Origin of the sequence: Candidatus Aquarickettsia rohweri, from assembly GCF_003953955.1 — a bacterium.
In the GTDB taxonomy this organism is placed as follows: domain Bacteria; phylum Pseudomonadota; class Alphaproteobacteria; order Rickettsiales; family Midichloriaceae; genus Aquirickettsia; species Aquirickettsia rohweri.
Genome location: NZ_RXFM01000011.1, coordinates 1 through 20,182, shown reverse-complemented (window position 1 = coordinate 20,182; position 20,182 = coordinate 1). Strand labels below are relative to the sequence as shown.

Annotated in this window: 19 protein-coding genes; 4 read left to right on the top strand and 15 right to left on the bottom strand. The window is 26.5% G+C overall.

Going from position 1 to position 20,182, the window contains the following annotated elements; genetic code table 11:
- Positions 1-81: 81 nt before the first annotated feature.
- The 15 genes from tnpA (EIC27_RS01365) to sdhC all read right to left on the bottom strand — a co-directional run bounded on the left by tnpA (EIC27_RS01365) (position 82) and on the right by sdhC (position 16,687).
- On the bottom strand, positions 82-393 hold the full coding sequence (gene tnpA, locus EIC27_RS01365) for an IS66 family insertion sequence element accessory protein TnpA (protein WP_410519454.1): 312 nt from the start codon (positions 391-393) through the stop codon (positions 82-84).
- Between the two features lie 62 nt (positions 394-455).
- Positions 456-767: an amino acid--tRNA ligase-related protein gene (locus EIC27_RS01360; RefSeq protein WP_126044368.1), complete on the bottom strand. Its 312-nt coding sequence runs from the start codon at positions 765-767 to the stop codon at positions 456-458.
- Positions 768-769: 2 nt separating this feature from the next.
- Entirely contained in the window at positions 770-1,237 is a 468-nt protein-coding gene (locus EIC27_RS01355) for an amino acid--tRNA ligase-related protein (protein WP_126044367.1), read from the bottom strand.
- 288 nt (positions 1,238-1,525) lie between these two features.
- A complete protein-coding gene (locus EIC27_RS01350; protein ID WP_126044370.1) occupies positions 1,526-1,861 on the bottom strand; it encodes a HesB/IscA family protein in 336 nt (111 codons plus the stop codon).
- Complete coding sequence (locus tag EIC27_RS01345) at positions 1,858-3,240, bottom strand: UDP-N-acetylmuramoyl-tripeptide--D-alanyl-D-alanine ligase (RefSeq protein ID WP_126044366.1); 1,383 nt, start codon at positions 3,238-3,240, stop codon at positions 1,858-1,860. Before EIC27_RS01345 ends, EIC27_RS01350 begins: the two co-directional genes overlap by 4 nt.
- Positions 3,241-3,323: 83 nt before the next feature.
- Entirely contained in the window at positions 3,324-4,565 is a 1,242-nt protein-coding gene (gene rpoN / locus EIC27_RS01340; RefSeq protein WP_126044365.1) for an RNA polymerase factor sigma-54, read from the bottom strand.
- Positions 4,566-4,613: 48 nt separating this feature from the next.
- Complete coding sequence (tilS, locus tag EIC27_RS01335) at positions 4,614-5,912, bottom strand: tRNA lysidine(34) synthetase TilS (RefSeq protein ID WP_126044364.1); 1,299 nt, start codon at positions 5,910-5,912, stop codon at positions 4,614-4,616.
- A 20-nt stretch (positions 5,913-5,932) separates the two neighbouring features.
- Positions 5,933-7,579, bottom strand: coding sequence for an ankyrin repeat domain-containing protein (locus EIC27_RS01330; RefSeq protein WP_126044363.1), 1,647 nt, complete (start codon positions 7,577-7,579; stop codon positions 5,933-5,935).
- Positions 7,572-7,865 (bottom strand): DUF2497 domain-containing protein, encoded by a 294-nt coding sequence (locus tag EIC27_RS01325; protein WP_126044362.1) that lies wholly within the window; start codon positions 7,863-7,865, stop codon positions 7,572-7,574. The genes EIC27_RS01330 and EIC27_RS01325 overlap by 8 nt, the downstream gene beginning before the upstream one ends.
- A 56-nt stretch (positions 7,866-7,921) precedes the next feature.
- Positions 7,922-9,193: an MFS transporter gene (locus EIC27_RS01320; RefSeq protein ID WP_126044361.1), complete on the bottom strand. Its 1,272-nt coding sequence runs from the start codon at positions 9,191-9,193 to the stop codon at positions 7,922-7,924.
- 54 nt (positions 9,194-9,247) lie between these two features.
- Positions 9,248-10,603, bottom strand: coding sequence for a chromosomal replication initiator protein DnaA (gene dnaA, locus EIC27_RS01315; RefSeq protein WP_162298290.1), 1,356 nt, complete (start codon positions 10,601-10,603; stop codon positions 9,248-9,250).
- A 304-nt stretch (positions 10,604-10,907) separates the two neighbouring features.
- The gene (locus tag EIC27_RS01310) at positions 10,908-13,664 is read right to left on the bottom strand and encodes a sodium:solute symporter family transporter (protein ID WP_126044359.1); all 2,757 of its coding nucleotides are present in this window, start codon (positions 13,662-13,664) and stop codon (positions 10,908-10,910) included.
- 425 nt (positions 13,665-14,089) lie between these two features.
- Entirely contained in the window at positions 14,090-15,877 is a 1,788-nt protein-coding gene (gene sdhA, locus EIC27_RS01305; RefSeq protein WP_126044358.1) for a succinate dehydrogenase flavoprotein subunit, read from the bottom strand.
- Between the two features lies 1 nt (position 15,878).
- Entirely contained in the window at positions 15,879-16,283 is a 405-nt protein-coding gene (gene sdhD, locus EIC27_RS01300; protein WP_126044357.1) for a succinate dehydrogenase, hydrophobic membrane anchor protein, read from the bottom strand.
- Between the two features lie 8 nt (positions 16,284-16,291).
- Positions 16,292-16,687, bottom strand: coding sequence for a succinate dehydrogenase, cytochrome b556 subunit (sdhC, locus tag EIC27_RS01295; protein ID WP_126044356.1), 396 nt, complete (start codon positions 16,685-16,687; stop codon positions 16,292-16,294).
- Between the two features lie 297 nt (positions 16,688-16,984).
- Between sdhC and EIC27_RS01290 the strand changes: the two genes are divergently transcribed.
- From EIC27_RS01290 to tnpA (EIC27_RS01275), 4 genes are all read left to right on the top strand, one after another.
- Positions 16,985-17,782 (top strand): class II glutamine amidotransferase, encoded by a 798-nt coding sequence (locus tag EIC27_RS01290; protein ID WP_126044355.1) that lies wholly within the window; start codon positions 16,985-16,987, stop codon positions 17,780-17,782.
- A gap of 329 nt (positions 17,783-18,111) precedes the next feature.
- A complete protein-coding gene (locus tag EIC27_RS01285) occupies positions 18,112-19,137 on the top strand; it encodes a DUF2157 domain-containing protein (protein ID WP_126044354.1) in 1,026 nt (341 codons plus the stop codon).
- A complete protein-coding gene (locus EIC27_RS01280) occupies positions 19,130-19,825 on the top strand; it encodes a DUF4401 domain-containing protein (RefSeq protein ID WP_126044353.1) in 696 nt (231 codons plus the stop codon). Before EIC27_RS01285 ends, EIC27_RS01280 begins: the two co-directional genes overlap by 8 nt.
- Positions 19,826-19,897: 72 nt before the next feature.
- On the top strand, positions 19,898-20,182 hold a 285-nt coding region (gene tnpA, locus EIC27_RS01275), incomplete at its 3' end, for an IS66 family insertion sequence element accessory protein TnpA (RefSeq protein WP_205702309.1).

Genomic DNA, 20,182 nt, shown 5'->3' with positions numbered 1-20,182 from the left:
CTACCTGACTAAGCTTATCTATTGATTTGCGCATATCACATGCTTGATTATATATAAATATTTTGGTTCTTATACTTCCTATTAACATTCTAAAATTCCTACTATCGCTTTAATCTCTTCTATTTTGCATCCTTTATTAAACCCTATTCTTATCCCCTTTTTACTTTCTATTATCATCTCTGATTTTATTTCTTCACTTCTTTCTTCTTCGCATTCTTTCACTCTTATTGGTATAAATTTATTTTTTACTGTATTTCTTTTATTTTCTACAAGAATTCTGTGCCATTTATAAAATGTACTTCTCGGCACATTCTTTTGCTTACAAAATTCATATTTACTTACATTACTTTTTTTATATTCTTCTACTAGCTCTTTCCATTTTTCATTACTTATTCTTTTTTTCTAATAGCATCATTAGCCTCTATTTTTTTAGGCTTTTGTTCTACCACTTATTTTTATTCTTGCCTAGATGCCCTTATTTTAGCGCTTACTTTGTTATATAATAATTTAGCATATTCACCATTACTAATTGTATGAAAAATCTCATACATCTTTTCAGGATCAGTAGACCTTTCAGCACTTCCTATTGTTTCTTGACCTTCAATAATAACGTCAATTTTATTTGCGATATCACCAATCATCTGCATATTCCAAAATGGACTTGTTGCAAGTGGAAAATGTGTTAGCAAAAGTGCTGGACCAAATTCCTCAAACATCATAGCTTCATGCTCATTTTTTATCTCATCTGTGTCATATTTTTTTGCCATATCTAAATATTTTTTTCAGGAATTTTATCAATATCCTGAAGCCCTAAATGAGCAATTAATTCCTTTTCCATTTTTTTTAAATCTTCAAAATTTCCATGAGATTCAAACTCAAACATAGGAAAAATAGTCTTGTGTCTGCCAGGAATAGGATTTGGCTCACTTCTATAAGATGTTGAGAGACAAAAATATCCAGCTACATCTGGTTTGCTAAGCAGTTCATATTCAAGCCACATCTGACCAGTTTGTGGCAAAGGCCAGTCTTGACCTTGATAGTGAAATGTTTGTATTGTTTTTGGATCTTCACATGCTGCAAGTATGCTTAATCTACTTTGAGTATGTGTCTCAATAAAATTTTTGCCCAAAAAAAAAGACCTTAATAAAATTAAGGTCTTTTGAAAGCTTGATGCTGATATAACCAGATCAGTTCGATCATAAAAGTCCTGCGAGGACGTAAGTGGATTTGCTATCATTATTACCTATTTTTGTTTTTACCTAATGAGCCAATATATAAATTAAAAATAACTTGTCAATATTAAATTTAATATTTTTATAAGTAATCATTTATCTTTTTCTTCTTATATATTGAAATATTGCTCCTAAGATTTGGTATATTGAAGTATTATTTCTATAAAATTTAAGTTCAACAATAATCATTTTTAATTCTTCATATTAGAATTATTTCTCAAGATTAAATCACTACATCAACTTTAATTTTTCAATTTATGCATTCATTTCTTAACTATAGATTAATATGGTAATTACAATAAAACAGAGTCACCACATCCACACTTTCCCTTTTCATTAGGATTGATAAAAACAAAACCCGATTTTATCTTCTCATCTACGTAATCTAATTTTGTTCCAAAAATTTTTAATACTGTGCTTGGGTTAACAAAAACACTCACTCCTTTATCTATTATTTCTTCATCTAATTCCTTTTTTTTATAAACATATTCAAATTTATACTTACTACCTGAACAACCACCAGATTCAATATTAACCCCTATACCAATTGGTTTTTTATTGTCTTTTTTTAAAAGACTTTTTATATGCTCTGCTGCAGAATCTGTAATTGAAATTATATTTTTATTCATTTTGTCCATTTATTTTTTATTGAATCAACTATTGATTTCATTTGCATACTTAGCGACCCCTTAACTAATATTATATCATTTTCTTTTATATAATCATTAATAATTTTTGACATTTCCTCTGAATTTTCTTCATAAGCACCTTTTACTTCTTCAGCAGAATTATCATACAAATTTTTCATTAACTTTCCTACACAAAATACTTTATCTATTCCATCAATATTGATATTTTTATGAAATTCTACTTCTTTTGCACCTAACTCTTTCATATCACCTAATATTGCTAAAATTCTTCCATTAGTTTTTTTTAAAGATAATGCATTTTTGACTGCTGATGAAAGTGCTTCAGGGCTTGAATTATATGATTCATCAATAAGCTTAATATGTCCTTGTAATTCTATCAATTCACCACGCCCTGATTGAGGTTTAAAATTTATAAGAGCATTTTGTACTTTCGTTAAATCAACATTTAAAACATTAGCACAAATAAATATTGCTAAAGAATTATATATTAAGTGATCTCCAGCATTTTTATCAAAATTTTGTTCATAATCTTGATTAAAACATTTGATCTTTACTCTCTTAACATTTTGATCATAAATTATATCATTTATATAACAAATCGATTTATCATCTTTTCCAAATGTAAAAATTTCTAATCCAAATTTTTTAGCCTGCTTTAATTGAATATTAAAATGCAAAGATCCTTCATTTAAAATAGCAAATCCAGGCTGCTGCATATTTTCAAAAATTTCTGATTTTGCATATGCAATATCTTCAGTTGAAGCAAAAAATTCAAGATGCACTGGATGTATATTAGTAATAATCGATATGTTAGGCTTTGCTATTTTAGTAAGATTTAAAATTTCTCCTTTATTACTCATACCCAATTCCAATACACAAAAATCAACATCTTTAGGACAGTTTATAAGCGATAACGGCACTCCATAATGATTATTAAAATTTTTTGTACTAGCAAATGTTTTGCCACAATTTGATAAAACTAGTTTCAGCATCTCTTTAGTACTTGTTTTACCTACACTCCCTGTAATTCCAATCAATTTACCATTAATTGATTGCCTGCGATACTCTGCAAGAGTATTCAATGCTTTTGCAACTTTATTTACTTTTATCACTTTCTTTCTATTATCTAATCTGACTTTTTCTATATCATCTGTGAAACATAAACTTGCCCCCTTTTGAAGGGCAATATCAATAAACTCATTACCATTAAAATTTTCACCAGATAATGCAAAAAACATATCACCTTTTTTAATAGTCCTGGTATCAATTGATGCGCCAGTAACATCTGAAAAATAATTAACATCTTTATAATTCAAAGCATCTTCAAGTTCTTTTTTACTCCATAAAACCTGCTTCATTAACTTGCTCCCATTTTTTTTAATCTTTTCCTTATTGCTGAGGTTGGTATTTTCATAAACTCTCTATACTTAGTTACAGTTCTTCATGAAATAGATATGCTATATTTTTGACTTAGTATATTACTTATATCTAGATCAGATAAAATTTTTTCTTCATTACATATAATATCTTTTATTGTATTTTTAACTGATATACTAGAATGGTGATTTTCTGTTAATTCAGATTTTATTTTAGAAGAAAAGAAAAATTTAATCTCAAACACACCATGTGGTGTCTCAATGTATTTATTTCCAATTCTACTTATAGTACTTTCATTAACTTCTAATTTTTTTGCTAAATCTGAAACAACTAAGGGTTTTAAAAAATTAACACCATTTGCAAAAAACTCATATTGTAGCTCTAATATCTTATCAGCAAAATTTAATAACAACTTTTTCCTCTTTGTTAAAGCAGTAACTACTTCTATTGCTGTTCTTTTATTTTTTGAACAAAATGATTTTTCATTTGGCTTTAAATTTTTATTATCTATATTATTTTGATAAAAACAATTAGGAACTGCTTTATCATTTATAATTGGGTAAAATCCCTGATCTTTATTACCCTTAATGATAATTTCTGGTAATATAATTTGAGAGTTATTTGTTAAAAAATCTCTACCAGGTTTTGGATTTAATTTTTTTAATTTTGAAATTAATTCCCTTAACTCCTCCTCAGAAATTTCACACTCTTTTTTTAAGGATTTAAAATCTAACTTAGCAACTAAATTCAAATTCTCTAAGATTTTTTTAAATTTTGAATTAAAAATATTTTTTTCAATCGCCTGTAATTTCAAGCATTCTTCAAGATTTTGCGAATATACACCAATTGGATCGAAAGTTTTTAAAATATTCATTATAGAGTTAAACTTTGTTAAAGATATTTTTAATTCCTGCGCTATATCCTCATCTAAGCCTCTAAAATAACCATTATCATCTAGCATATCAGTAACATAATAAGCAATGAATTTTTCATTATCATCTTGAAATGTTAAATTTATTTGATTAATTAAATGTTCTTTAAGAGTTAATGTTTTATCTACTAATTTTGAAAAGACTTCATCTTGATTATAATTATTATCAGTAGTACTTTGTAAATTCTTATAACTTTCTTCATTATTTACAAAATCGACTTCCTCAGTTTCAAGAAATGGATTTTCAATGATTTCTTTTTCTATAAAATCTTTTAAGTCAATTGTATGCATACTAAGAATATTAATGGATTGTTGCATATTTTTAGATAATGCAAGCTTTTGAGATATTTTTTGAACCTGTTTTTGTCCTATCACTTCTTAGTATTAATTATTACATGAGTAGTCATCAACATTATGACATTTTTAATAATTAATTTCAAAACATGTTTCGGACAATATATGAGTAACTGTTATTTGCAAATTATGGCTGTTGTTATTATTTAATGAATAAATAATATTAGATAAGGGCAAAATATATAAATTTTTAGATTTTGAAAATATTATTGGCGTTGAAAATATCATATCTCCAGGAACACTGTGAGTATAATTTTTTGGTATAATTTTAGACCATTTATCCTTAGTTAATTTACAAATCTCCAGGTTTTCTGAATCAGTTTCTATTATATATCTTCCATCCCAAATATTTTTACCTTTTTTTAATATTTTTGTTGATTCAATAAATTTTGGCTCTTTATAAAAATAAATTACACCTTGATTAAGCAATATTATACAGCCATTTATAGTAAATTTTTGTTGATCTAAATTATTTAAATTTCCTGATATATACTTTAATTGTTCAATTCTAATTGGATAGTGATTAAAATCATTCTTAACAGATTTTATTATATAATTGATTAATCTAAGTTTGATTTCTTCATGTTGATCAATAAAATTAGTCTTACTAATAGAAATAAATCCTAAATCACCAATAGTACAATATTTTTCAAAGATTTCTTTTAGATAGCTTTCAAAAAAATTTCTAGCTCTTCTAGCATTCTCTGATAATAAATTTAACCTTTGAGTAAATTTAAAATCTTTATCGCATTCAGAAATTAAATTTCTTACCTTCACCCTATCAAATTTTACTTCTTTATTTGATTTATCTTCTAACCAAAATATATTTTGATCTTTCATAAAACTTAAAATTTGACTTTTCCTGAATTGTAAAAATGGACGTATAACATTAATTTCATTTATTTTAGTTTTAAATTCAATGCCACTAATTCCATCTATCCCACTACCTCTTAAAATCCTTAATAAAACTGTTTCAGCTTGGTCATCATAAGTATGTGCAACAAATAAATTCTCTATATTATGATTCTTACAATAATCACAAATCAACTTATAACGAGCTTGTCTTGCTTTATTTTGAATATCAGATTTTATTATTTCATGTTGCCAAGTCAATATAACATGATTTATATGTTGATTCTTTAAATATCTAGCAACTTCATTAGCTTCAAAAGTAGAATCTTTTCTTAATTTATGATCTACAGTAATTGCTGTGAAAATAATATTATTTCGTTTGCAAATTTTATTTAATAAAAAAGCCAAACACATACTGTCCACACCACCAGACACTGCAATAGCAACTGTTTTTAATTTAGATATACAAAAATTTTTAACTAAATGTTGTTCAAAATTATGAAAATTTAATTCCACTATAAAATAAACATATATTATTACTTTGATTTATTAGATATAACACCTAATACTCCTTGTGAAGGATATTCATTAAAATTTTTTATTTTTATTTCTTCATTATTTCTATTTATCTGCTTTTGCTCTGAATCAGTAAATTTATAATGAAGCATATTCTTAGATAAACCCAAAGTATATAGATCTTTATTAAATTTTATAGTCTCTAGTATATTTAAAATTTTACTATATTTATTTTGTATAGCAACAGCCCTTGCATCACCTTTATATTTATTCTTAATTGATTGATCAGCCACAATGCTTAATAAATAAATTACGAGTTTGGGATTATTATATCTAACTGCTAATATCAAAGGAGTATCACCGTTATTATTTTGTGCATTTACATTAGCATTATTTTGAATTGCAAATTTCATACCCTCCAATGATCTTAAAGTACAAAAATCAATAAGTGCTTTGTCAGCATCTTTCCTTGTATCAAATATATCACTAATCACAATATTTTTATATTCATCCTGTACGTAATCAAAAAATGTTTTATTATATTTATCTTGTAAAAACATATTAACATCAGATCCTAATAACACTCTAACTGCTTTTAAATTATTCATAATGGCTGCTAAGTGGAGTGCAGACATTTTATTCGAAGTAACAAAATTAGGATTAGCTCCTCTTATAAGCAAGTATCTTAAAGAATTTGTTTTACTATTTTCTACAGCGTACATCAAAGGTGTATACTCATTACTTTTATTTTGTGCATTGATATTAGCACCTTTTAACAATAGACCTTTTATTGCTCCTATATTCTGGTCATTAACAGCAACAAACAATAATTTAGAAAGTTCATCTTTAAACATAAATTTAGGAATATTTGTTTTAATACCTTTTTTTTGAAGATCAAGAAGATATTTAGGAGGTTTGATGTCATAATTATATGGCTTTCTTCTCATATAATTTTTTTCATTAAAATCATTATTATCAATAAATTCCTCAGGCGCTGGAAAATAACTTATTGATTTATTATTTTTTTTAGGAACAACCTTTTTTTTCACTAAATTAACTTGATCATTTTTAATAATATTGCTTTTACTATTTTTTAAATGAGTTTTTTGATTTAACTTTTTATTACTTTTAATAGTATTTTTGTTTTGCTGTAATTTTTCTTTTTTATTAATTTTACTTTTTGATACCTCTGGTAACTTCACTTGCTTACTATCTTGTGGCTTTGATACCTCTGGTAGTCTCACTTGCTTACTATCTTGTGGCTTCGGTACTTCTGGTAATTTCACTTGCTTACTATCTTGTGGCTTCGGTACTTCTGGTAGTTTCACTTGCTTACTATCTTGTGGCTTCGGTACCTCTGGTAGCTTCGCTTGCTTACTATCTTGTGGCTTTGGCACTTCTGGTAACTTCACTTGCTTACTATCTTGTGGCTTCGGCACCTCTGGTAATGATTGTACATTAGTACTTGGAAAATTTTTATTATCTAAAATTTTTATATTTTTGTTATTTGAAGTTTTATTTTGAGTGGATTTTTTATCAATAGTTATACCCAATTTTTTAGCTTGCTCAATAAAATCATTTGAAAACTCCGAAGAAGCAAAAACATTATTAAAACTAAAATTGAAAAATATAAAACTTAAAATAAATATGAAATTTACTCTACTCATTTTTTGGGATAATTTTTTTAATTTCTTTTTCCACCAATTCTCTAACAATAACTGGCAAATTCTTATTTAACCACTTCTTTAACTCCGGTTTTAATACTTCTTTGACTAATTCTTCAATTGCTTTATCTTTACTCGATAAATAATTTAATTGATCGTTATCATTATCAACTTCATCTACAACATCTGTTAGATCTAAAGTATCAAAATTAACATCTTTTAGCTTTTTATCAATTAAATCGTTTTTCAATAAATCTAACTCTTGCGAAATACTTTTATTTTTAGGCAATTTCTATGCAATATAAGTTTAGTATACTAATTATTAGCAGTATTGATACTATTAGTCTACTTTTTATCTTTAGATTTTGAATTCAACTGTATTGAGTCAAAATCAATTTGATTATATGGAACTAAAGGAGTAATTATTTCACTTATTGGTATTTGTTTTTTACTCTTATTTTTATCTAAGCTAAACACACTAAAACAAGAAAGAAAAATTGTTAAAATTACATATGAAATTGGGTAACCATAAAATCCAAACAACTTAATAGAAAATGAAGAATAAATTGGACCAATAATTGATCCTACACCAAAAGATATAGTTAATCCTTCTGTTCCACGAATAATTTCTGATCTTTTCAAATGATCACAAACCAAATTCATACTAACTGGATAAATAGTAAATGAGAATATTCCAATTATAATCACTATAAAAATTAACACATAGTAATTAACCAACTTGAAATACTCTAATACAGCAAAAATTAATAAAAAAATGCTATACATTATATTTAGCATTATTTGAACTTTTCTCCTATCCATTTTATCAGAAAAATTTCCCAACGGATACTGCATCAAAACACCAGACAAAAAAGTAATTGCCATTGCAAAAGCTATAAATTGTGTATTATCTGCTATTTCTTCTACATACAATGGAAGTATAGAAAAAATGCTAGAAATAATCATACCAGAAATAAAGCATCCTATAAACCCAGCCTTTGAGGCATGATAGATTTTCTTTAATGAAATACTATCGTGTTCCTCAAGTAAAGGTGGCGTTACAGGAAAACTTGATAAAGGAATTATTGAAGCTATTATTAAAATAGTGGAAATACAAAAAGGCAATATTGTAGATATAGTGGCTTCAGATAAAAAGAACTGGCCCATAGAATAGGAACTATATAACACTATCATATACATAGCTAATGTTTTACCTCTATTATTTTCAGATGATGAACATAAAACCCAACTCTCAACCACTATATATAACCCAGCAATACATGCACCTTGGATAAATCTACATATAAAAAACACAATAATATTATCATTCATACCTGGTAGGATGCTAGTAATAGCCATTATTGATGCTAATGTTGAGAAAGATTTAACATAACCCACTATTTTTATTAATTTGGAAATTTTAAGAGAACCAAATAACATACCTGAAAAATACATAGCAGCTATGCACCCAATTAATAACTCTGATTTTCCCGCAATTTTGAATTTTAACGATACCAGTGTATTCATTAACCCTGAACCAGATATTAAAAGAGCAGTACTTAAAAGTAGCAACCCTATAGAAAGAAAAATTTCCTTTAACCTCACAACATTAAACATATATTTCTATATTTGGTATTATACTTCTATCCGTAAGTATATCAGAAAACTAAGCTAAACAGCTAGAGAATTTTTAATTACTTCAACTTCTTTCTTTAATTCAGGATTATTGCTTATTTTTTTATTAAATTTTCCTAAATAATATAATACCGTAGAATGATCTCTATCTCCTAATTTATTGCCAATTACCTTTAAACTTTTAGAAGTAAGTTCCTTTGCAAGGAAAGATATAATTTGCCTAGCTATAACCAATTTTTGATTTCTTTTTTTTGATAATATATCAGGTTTTGACAGTCTATAATATTTGGCTACTGCTTTTGTTATATAATCAATTGTCACTATCTTTTCAGATGTTTTCATATAATTTTGAATATATAATAATATATTATCTAAAGATGGTTCTTGAGATGAAACAGTTAAATATGTTGAAAGATTGTTTAAAGATGCTTCTAATTCTCTTACATTAGTAGTCACTTTTTCAGAAATTAAGTGTAAAATTTCTTTTTCAAATTTTACACCATTCTTGCTATTATAAAATTCTAAAATTTTTAATCTCAAAGGCTGATCAAAATTACCTATATGAATTGTATTACTAGAAATTAAAAGAGATTTTGTTTTTAAATTAGATAACTCCAATAAATGAGGAGCAATACTTGAAGCTATTATTACTATTTTACCTAATTCAATCAAAGAATTTAAAATTAATGAAAATTCCTTTTGAGTGCTTTCTTTGCCACAAATAAACTGTATGTCATCGATTAAAAAAATATCTATATTATTAATTAAACTCCTAAGTTCAAATAATGTATTATTTTTAACTGCATTAACAAAATTATGCATAAATTTTTCTGCACTTAAATAACCGACTTTGGTTTTTTTATTATTGCTAAGAATATGATTTGATATTGATTGAAGCAAATGAGTTTTTCCCATACCTACATGAGAATGAATATAATAAATATTGCTATGTTTATATGAAGTACTTTTAGAAGCAATATCATAACAAATTTTATATGCTAAAAAATTTGCATCTCCAACAACATAATTTTCAAAAATATATTTAGGATTTAATTTAGAAAAGACATCTTGAACTAAAAATACATTTCTATTTACTGACTCACTAGAATCGATATTATTTTCTTCGTCAACAATTATAGAAAGCTTATTGATTTGTTGATCTATTTTATAAACTTCTTTTTTTATAATTAAAAAATAATTATTAATAATCCACTCTCTAATAAAATTATTTTGAACTGATATTGTAATTGTTCCCTTTTCTAATTTTACAAATTTGACCTTAGAAAACCAAACATCAAGTTGATCAGCTTTAACAATATTTTTTAAATTAGAAAAAACAACACCCCATAGCTCTTCCCCATATTTTTCACTAATGTGTGATTTAGAAATCAATCTATTTATATGCTCCATAATAATATCAAATTTTTAAAATTAGTTAAAAGTATCCATTGCTCCTAAAAGAGGTTTTTAAAAAATCTATGTATAAATTTATTAACTGTATATTTGAACTATTTTTATTGTTTCGTAAAGAAATTTAATTGCATTTTTTTAAAAAAAATTTGTTGACTTATCTTAATGCAGATATTTTGACCCATAGATATAACATTACTTTAAGAGCAAAACTTTTTAAATAAAGTAAAAAATGCCTACAATTCCTACTTAATTAAATCTTTATTTTTAACTTATTATTATGTATTTAATTGTATAGATAAGGAAATTTTAAAGTAAATACTGTATACTTATTAATAGATGAATAACAATTTATTGAACCATTTAAGTCCTCCATTATAAGCTTACAGTATGCAAGCCCTAAGCCAGTACCACTTTCGCTATTGTTAAAATATTTATTAAATATCATTTTTATATTTTTTTCATCTATACCTTTTCCATAGTCAATAAAAAATATAGTACCTGGTTTATCCTTTTCAGTTCTAATTTCAATACGAGTATCTGCACCATTATGATTATATGTATTTTTTATCAAATTAATAAAGATAAACTTTAGCGCATTATAAGAACACCTTACATTAAATTTTTCACTAATTTTTATATTGATATTTCCTGCATGAGGCATAAATAATTTACAATCTTCAACAGATTCATATATGCAATCTCTAATTGGATATATATCTTTTGGAATCCTTCTCACGGCTTGACTTAAAACTGAGAGTAAAATTTCAATAGTATTTAACCCATATAGGCTGATTTTTTCAATATCCTTACCAATTTTTTCAATAGAAGTTACCCTAGTTTTAGTAAGATCATACTGATAATCATCTTTAAATTCTTCTTTCTTAGCTTGATTAAATTCTTCATTTAACAACTGAATATACCCATAAACAATAGATATAGGAGATTGAATTTCATGAGAAATTAAATTAGCAAACATCTCTGTCATCTCAAGTTGCTTTTGTTGTTCATCTTCTTTTTTTTGCAATTTTACCTCTTTCTTTTGAATTAAAAATAGTCCTATAAATATAAAAGATAAATACACGTATAATAAGAGTGCAAAATTTGCTAAATCAAAAACAAAATTATTAAAATTTATAATAAAAAATATTATACATCCTAAGGTAAACCCTATAGTCAAACTAATTAAAAAACCTATAACATTCAAAAATTTATAAAGTAATAATATTGACATAATACCATTAACCGCCCAAAAACTATTATGACCATTATTAAAAAACATATAGCTTGCAGTAAAAGGTAAACAAAATGTTACTGTAAAAAAATAATAATATATTATAATTTTCTTCTTAAATCTGTGACTAAATAAAATATCCCTAAAAATCAAAGAAAACACTAATAAATAGCTGATTACAGTTAATACAAATAAGGAAAGAGAATTTTCTTTTAAGTAAAAACTATAAATAAAAAAATAACAAAGAGCAAACATGCTAAAACGATTATATAACGGTTCTTGCTTAGTAAATATCTCTTTTATTTTCTTCTTTAATGGAATTTTTTCATATTCTCTTTTAAAAATTTTTCTCTTAATTTTAAAAAAAATATAGATTTCAATAAATAAATCTTTAATTGCATATTTTTTCACCACACTTAAATAATAAGTACCAAAATAACCTATAATAACTCCAATTTGTGAAGTTAAAACATATAACAATGTATATTGTGGTAAAAATTTTAAAGTAAGGTAAATAAATATCAATCCAGTAAAAATACCTATATAAAAAGATTTCAAATTAGCTGGGAAATAATAAAGTGCTGCAAAAAAAGGTATAATAATTAAATAAACTCCACATGCTCTAAAAATCCATATTAATTCAAATAAATTTTTGGAAAGCATAAATAGAGGTATTATAGATATTATAAGGATAAAAAATCGTAAAACTCTTAACTCCTGCTTTTCTGTTAAGCTTGGATACAATACTTTAATCAAATCTTTTGTAAGTGCAACACTTGCAGAATTAATATATGAATCTGAAGTTGACATAATAACAGCAAATAATCCAACTATTATAAATCCTTTTAAACCTACAGGAACATAGTCACTTATAAACTTCAGCATAATATTTTCCCCAGTTCCATAATAATTTGCTTTCATTATGCAAGCAATTACAAAAATTGAAAACATAAAAGGAACTGTTATACAAAACAAATAATTAAATATTGTTTTTAGCTTCTTTGGGGTTTCAGATAACATCAAGTATCTATGCATATAAGGTGCAGATATTGACGGCATTAAAGAAGCAAAAAGAACACTTATTAATATTATAATATTTTTAAAATTAAACTCAAACTTAAATTCTGATTTTGGAATCTTCAAGAGTACTTCTTCAACTCCATTAAAATTAGTACTAACAACTGCATATGCTATTGGAATAATTAGAAAAAATATTATAAATTGATACACATCTATTGCCATAATTCCTCTAATTCCGCCAATCATTCCATAAAGTGCTATTGATCCATAACCAATAAAAACACCATATGCAAATTCTATACCAAAGAAATACTCAAATATCACACCTAAAGCCATACTTTGCATACAAATAGTTCCAATAGTTTCAACAACTATTGCAAGTACAGTGAAAAACCTAGCAGATGTCCCATACAGTTTACCTATAGCTTGGCTTAAGGTTGAGCAAAATTGTAGATTATAAATTTTTGGTACTAATAATTTTGAAGTTATCAACCATAAAAATGGCTGTGAAAATATAAAAATTAAAATTAAAAATCCACTATTATACAATTTATCAACATAACCCATAGTAGATCCAGCACCTATACCAGTGGCAAAAATAGAACAAACAAACATGATTGTTGAAGAACCCTTAATTCCAAAAGAAAAATCATCAGGTTTTTTTATTTTTCTAAAATAATGAAAGGCAATATAAAAACAAATAAAAATATGGATTATTACTAATGAAATGTCAAAATATGATAAATTTCGCAAATTAAAAGCCATAACAAGACCAATAAATAATTTCACCTAACCTACTTATACAATTTGCAAATAACTTTTCAATATATTTTTTTATTATTAATAATATAAAACACTTGAATATTTTTTGATTTAGATGTAATACAATCATAGATATGGTAACTGTTAACAAATTAGGTATAAATATGAAAAAATTTGCTTTAACAATACTAGCTGCATTAGTAACAATTGTTAGTGCTTTTGCTGATGTTGGACAATAATTAAATAATTATTGTCTGTAATTTTAGCTCAACTATGACGATAATATTTAAATTGTTATTATAGTGTCATTGTATGTTAAAATATTAAAGCAGCATAAGTACTTATGCTGCTTTTTTATTATTGTGGTTAATTATATAGATTTATAATAAAGAAAAATAGATATATTATTTTTTTATTAATGCAAAAAGCAAACTTGTTAACAAAAAATATAACTAATAAACTCTCTTTTTTGGAGGAAAAAATTCCACATCATCAGTCAATGTTTTCTTTGATACTTCTCTATAATCAATTTTGATTTTATCACTAATACTAATCAAAGTATGTTTCATCCATTTTTTATCATCTCTTTCTTGGTAATCTTCTCTAGCATGCGCGCCCCTTGATTCTTTCCTATTCAACGCAGCTGATATTGTTATAAGTGCTTGAGATCTAAGGTTATCTAATTCCAAAGCTTCAACAAGATCACTATTCCATATCATACTCCTGTCTGAAATACCAATATCTTTAAATGAATCATATACCTCTTTCATTTTTTCAACACCTTCTTTTAACGACTTTTCCGTACGAAATACTGCAGCATGTTTCTGCATAGTTTTCTGCATTGTAGTCCTTATTTTAGCAGTAGAAAGCTTGCCATTAGAGTTCCTTATTTTATCAAATCTATCAATAGCTTTTTCTATATATTTATCTAAAATATTAGGTTTTGAAGAACCAGACTTAACTACTTCACATGCCCTAATAGCTGCTGCTCTTCCAAATACAACCAAATCAAGCAAAGAATTAGAACCTAATCTATTAGCACCATGAACAGAAACGCAAGCAGCTTCTCCAATTGACATAAGGCCAGGAACTACATCAATTGACTTACCATTTTTCTTTACCACTTCTCCATGATAATTTGTAGGTATACCACCCATATTATAATGCACAGTTGGAGTAACAGGTATTGGCTCTTTAGTCACATCAACACCAGCAAAAACCTTAGCTGTTTCAAAAATACCAGGCAATCTTTTATGTATAATATTTGCATCTAAATGAGATAAAACTAAATGAATATATTCACCTTCTTCACCACAACCTCTTCCTTCATCTATTTCTATAGTCATTGCTCTACTTACAACATCTCTTGATGCCAGATCTTTCACTGAAGGAGCATAGCGCTCCATAAATCTTTCACCATCTTTATTAATAAGATATCCTCCTTCACCCCTTACACCTTCTGTTATTAAACATCCTGCACCATAAACACCAGTTGGATGAAATTGTACAAATTCCATATCCTGCAAAGATAGTCCTGAGCGCAATGCCATTCCACCACCGTCTCCAGTACAAGTATGTGCTGATGTTGCAGAAAAATATGCTCTACCATACCCTCCAGTAGCTAATACTACCAAGTTTGCACTAAATTTATGAATTGTTCCTTCTTCAAGAGAATATGCTAAAACCCCAATAAATTCACCACTATCATTTTGAATTAAATCAATTGTAAAATATTCAATAAAAAACTCTGCATCAGCTCTCAAACATTGCTGATACAATGTATGAAGTATAGCATGCCCAGTTCTATCAGCAGCTGCACATGTTCTCTGAGCAGGCTCACCTTTACCATATTTTGTAGTCATGCCTCCAAATGGCCTTTGGTATATTTTACCATCTTTTGTTCTTGAAAAAGGCACACCATAATTTTCCAATTCTATTATCGATTCAGCAGCATTTCTACACATGTATTCAATAGTATCTTGATCTCCTAACCAATCAGCACCTTTAACAGTATCATACATATGCCAACGCCAATCATCTTTCCCCATATTACCTAAAGATGCACTAATTCCTCCTTGTGCTGCAACTGTATGGCTTCTAGTTGGAAAAACTTTTGTAATACACGCTGTCTTTAAATTTTTCTCAGCCATACCTAAAGTAGCTCTCAATCCTGCTCCTCCAGCTCCTACTACTATAACATCGTATTTATGCTCTATAATATTATATGCTTTCATATTCATTTTACCCCATTCCTGTAAAATATCTAAATAATAAATGATAAAAAACAAAATTAATAAAACTCACTATATATGTTATTATACAAATCAAAATTAATAATTTATGAAGTATTTTATATAATATTTTACAATGAATATAATCTTTCATAATATCTTCAATACCTAAATAACCATGGTATAGAAAAAATGAAATAAAAATGAAAACAAGAGAAAAGTTTAATGGATGTGATATAAATAATATACACTCTTCCGGAGATGAAGATCTAACAAGCCAAATTATACAAAGCACTAACCATATAAAAAGTGGGATTAATACTAATGCAGTAAATCTTTGCCTTATAAAATGCACTGTAGAAAATTTTGAACTTCCTTTTCCTTTTGCCTTACTATTTAAACTTTTAAAGCTCATAATATCAATTATTTATAAATAATTAGGTACCAAAATATACAAGTAAATATAACAGAAAAAATCACAGCTAACCATCCTGTTAAATTTATCATCTTTATATCCATTAATTTGCCTGAGTCCCAAAATAAATATCTTATACCTGTACACATATGGTAAAAAATACAATAACTAAATAATATTAATATTGAAATAAAAAATTTATTAGTTACTAAGTAAGTTAATACTTTACCAAAGTCTTCAAGAGTTGTGCTTTTAAAAGTATAAATATTAGTGGTCCAAAGTATAATCAAAAATCCAAAAAATAATATAAACCCTGTAATTCTATGCATTATAGAGAGTACAGACGTAATTTGAGGTTTATAAATTGTTAAATGAGGTGATAACGGCTTATCTTTTTTTATCATTAATATTTAATAATGCAATTTATATTCTATAACCACATGATAGTATTATTTTTTGTTAATTCAAGCATTTTTGCCTTTTTTAATTAAGCTTATTAAAAAAAATTGAATGACTATGTACTAAACAACAAGATTAATAAATTATGCTGTAACAGGATTAGATTTACTTTTTAGAAAAAATAGAAAATACTTAATATATGATAGCTAATTCTTATGCCTAATCAAAGAATTGAAAAATATCGCATGCAAAAAGCATTACTAAAAATATCTTATATTAATAAAATTGGTAATAAATAAATTATGTGCAGGATTATTTGTTATAAAGGCGTAAATTCTATTTTAATCAGTGAATTAATTGAAAAACCAGAAAACTCATTAATTAATCAAAGCATTGCTGCAAAGCTAGGTGAACACGGCACTAATGCTTATGGATTTGGCATAGCATGGTATGATCAACAAATAGATGATACACCAGGAATATTTAAATCAATAAGGCCTGCATGGAACGATACTAATCTAAAACATTTATCTAATAAAATACTATCAAATTGTTTTTTAGGACATGTTAGAGCTTCTACAGTAGGAGATGTAACAATCAATAATTGTCATCCTTTTTCTTATAACAAATATTCTTTCATACATAATAGAACTATTCATAATTTTGAAAAAATACGTCGCTCACTATTAAATACTATAAATTCAAAACTTTTTACACAAATTAAAGCTCAAACAGATTCTGAGCATTTATTTTACTTGATTATGCATTTCCTAATTAATAATGAGAATCAAAATTTAGAAATAGCAATGTTAAATGCCTTTAACTGGATAAATGAAAAACAACTTAATAATGATAGCAAATGTTTCTCCAAACTTAATATTATTATAACAGATGGAAATCAAATTGTTGCGACAAGATTTGCTTCAAAAAATAATGAACCTATATCACTCTATTACAATATTAATAAAGATAATAGCATTACTATCGATTCAGAACCACTTTCAAATACACAAATACCAGAGTGGAATTTATTACCTCCAAATTCTTATTTAATAAATAAAAAAGATTCTTTAAATTTTAAAATAAAATATTTTGACTAACTTTTATGTAATAGCAAATTATAAAATAGTTAAATTACATATAAACTAGAATTAATATTATTATATAAACATAAGCTATCTAAAGTAACAAATAACCTCTTATAATTACTCAATAATATAATAAGGGTTATGAGATACATTGAATCTTAGTAAAACTTAATGTCTCTAATTATAAGCCCAATATATTATGAATTTATACACACAATTATAAATAGTACTTTTATACTTTACAATTTCATGATAAGCTCTTATAAGTCCTAATATACGCATGGTATAGCTTGATTAACACAATATCCATGTATAAAATTATACTGTGAAGGTTAACGTTTATGGGTACAGAAAAAAATAATTTTATACTCCAACAAATTCCTGCAAATCGCAAATTAGTTGAAAAATTATATTCACATGGAAAGATTACAAAAAAAACTCGAGAATATGCACTTAATCTGCTATATCCTCATGATCAGTGGATATTATGGATATCACGCTTATTGCTCACTATTGGATCAGCGTTGATACTTTCGGGCATCATCTATTTCGTTGCTTTCAATTGGTCAAAAATAACCCCATCAATAAAGATATATTCGATTCAATTTGGCATTATTAGCTGTTTAATTGGAGCCTATTTTTACTCTTTACAACATATTAATGGGAAAATTTTACTGCTTTTTGGAAGTATATTAATTGGTGCATTTATGGTAACATTCTCGCAAATTTACCAGACTGGAGCAAACTCTTACCAACTGTTTATGATGTGGTCACTTCTTACATTCGGCTGGACATTAATATCAAACTTTGCAGCACAGTGGATCTTCTGGTTAATAATTACTAATATCTTTTTTGTGTTATGGTGGGAACAAGCTGCACAACCTACCAGGGAAATTGAATTTATGATCTTTACCTATATGGCCTTATTAAACGGAATCGCTTTAGCACTGCGCGAATATTGTATTATAACAAAGACTTGTAAATGGCTTGAAGCTAAGTGGATACGCTTGGTACTTACCATAGTTGTTTTACTAATAATGTTGATCCCTATTGTTATTTGGATAATATATCCTAGTATAGCTACGAAATCTATTATATTTAGCAGTATTATAGGCTTTGTTGGACATGGAATAGCATATTATTTCTATCGCTATAAATTGCCTGATATGTGGTCACTAACCGCTACTATAATTTCCAGTTGTTTTATCATCGAATGTTACATCTGTAAAACATTAGTTGTAAAACCCCTTTGGGAATCGTATGCATTTACATATATGATCATGGGGATATTGACATTAGGGATATTTACCGCCTTAATTACTTATCTCCGAAATGTATTAAAAAAGCTGAAGTTCGACCATGCCTAAATATACAATAAAATATAATGCAGCAGAATTACTTCAGCAGCTTAGAAGCAAAGGCCTAGCTATTAATAATGAGCTTTCTAATTTTATTATATATCAACATAAAAAGAAAGAACTTCCACTTTACTTAATGATCTTGATTGGTATTGGAACATTTATTGCATCACTCTGCTTTATTGGCTTTCTAGAAGTTGTGAATATTATCAATATTTTTAGCTATAACAAAAGTTCGATTATTTTGGGATTGGCTTTCATTACCAGTGCAATAGGATTACAAAGAGCTGCTGGCCAAAATAATACGGTCAAACATAATTTTTTAATAAAATATTCCTTTATTTGTATGTTAATTGGCAAGATATTATTTGTAGTAGGTATAAGCCAAGTACTACACTATAAATGGAGCATCACATTAGGATTACTGATTATTACCAGCATTACTTATAATATTTACCAAATGTCAATAGATAGATTCCTATCGTCATTTACCATGCTATCTTCTATTTTAATAAATATTATAGATTATATATGGGGTTATAATACCAACTACTTAACAAAATTGATACTAAACGCTTGCTTTTTAATACAATTCACCATTGCTGCTATTCTACTAACACACGATAAAATTAAACAAGATTATATTCCACTGTCTTATGCATTTACTTTATCACTTTGTATGATCATTTTATTGTAAGCGCTAAAATAAGGGCATCTAGGCAAGAATAAAAATAAGTGGTAGAACAAAAGCCTAAAAAAATAGAGGCTAATGATGCTATTAGAAAAAAAGAAAAAAAGAATAAGTAATGAAAAATGGAAAGAGCTAGTAGAAGAATATAAAAAAAGTAATGTAAGTAAATATGAATTTTTTAAGCAAAAGAATGTGCCGAGAAGTACATTTTATAAATGGCACAGAATTCTTGTAGAAAATAAAAGAAATACAGTAAAAAATAAATTTATACCAATAAGAGTGAAAGAATGCGAAGAAGAAAGAAGTGAAGAAATAAAATCAGAGATGATAATAGAAAGTAAAAAGGGGATAAGAATAGGGTTT

Excerpts from the sequence above, each read along its gene's own strand:
- EIC27_RS01360 (WP_126044368.1), bottom strand. The coding sequence starts at position 767 with ATGGCAAAAAAATATGACACAGATGAGATAAAAAATGAGCATGAAGCT.
- EIC27_RS01355 (WP_126044367.1), bottom strand. The coding sequence starts at position 1,237 with ATGATAGCAAATCCACTTACGTCCTCGCAGGACTTTTATGATCGAACT.
- EIC27_RS01350 (WP_126044370.1), bottom strand. The coding sequence starts at position 1,861 with ATGAATAAAAATATAATTTCAATTACAGATTCTGCAGCAGAGCATATA.
- EIC27_RS01345 (WP_126044366.1), bottom strand. The coding sequence starts at position 3,240 with ATGAAGCAGGTTTTATGGAGTAAAAAAGAACTTGAAGATGCTTTGAAT.
- EIC27_RS01330 (WP_126044363.1), bottom strand. The coding sequence starts at position 7,579 with ATGAGTAGAGTAAATTTCATATTTATTTTAAGTTTTATATTTTTCAAT.
- EIC27_RS01320 (WP_126044361.1), bottom strand. The coding sequence starts at position 9,193 with ATGTTTAATGTTGTGAGGTTAAAGGAAATTTTTCTTTCTATAGGGTTG.
- sdhA (WP_126044358.1), bottom strand. The coding sequence starts at position 15,877 with ATGAATATGAAAGCATATAATATTATAGAGCATAAATACGATGTTATA.
- sdhD (WP_126044357.1), bottom strand. The coding sequence starts at position 16,283 with ATGAGCTTTAAAAGTTTAAATAGTAAGGCAAAAGGAAAAGGAAGTTCA.
- sdhC (WP_126044356.1), bottom strand. The coding sequence starts at position 16,687 with ATGATAAAAAAAGATAAGCCGTTATCACCTCATTTAACAATTTATAAA.
- EIC27_RS01290 (WP_126044355.1), top strand. The coding sequence starts at position 16,985 with ATGTGCAGGATTATTTGTTATAAAGGCGTAAATTCTATTTTAATCAGT.
- EIC27_RS01285 (WP_126044354.1), top strand. The coding sequence starts at position 18,112 with ATGGGTACAGAAAAAAATAATTTTATACTCCAACAAATTCCTGCAAAT.
- EIC27_RS01280 (WP_126044353.1), top strand. The coding sequence starts at position 19,130 with ATGCCTAAATATACAATAAAATATAATGCAGCAGAATTACTTCAGCAG.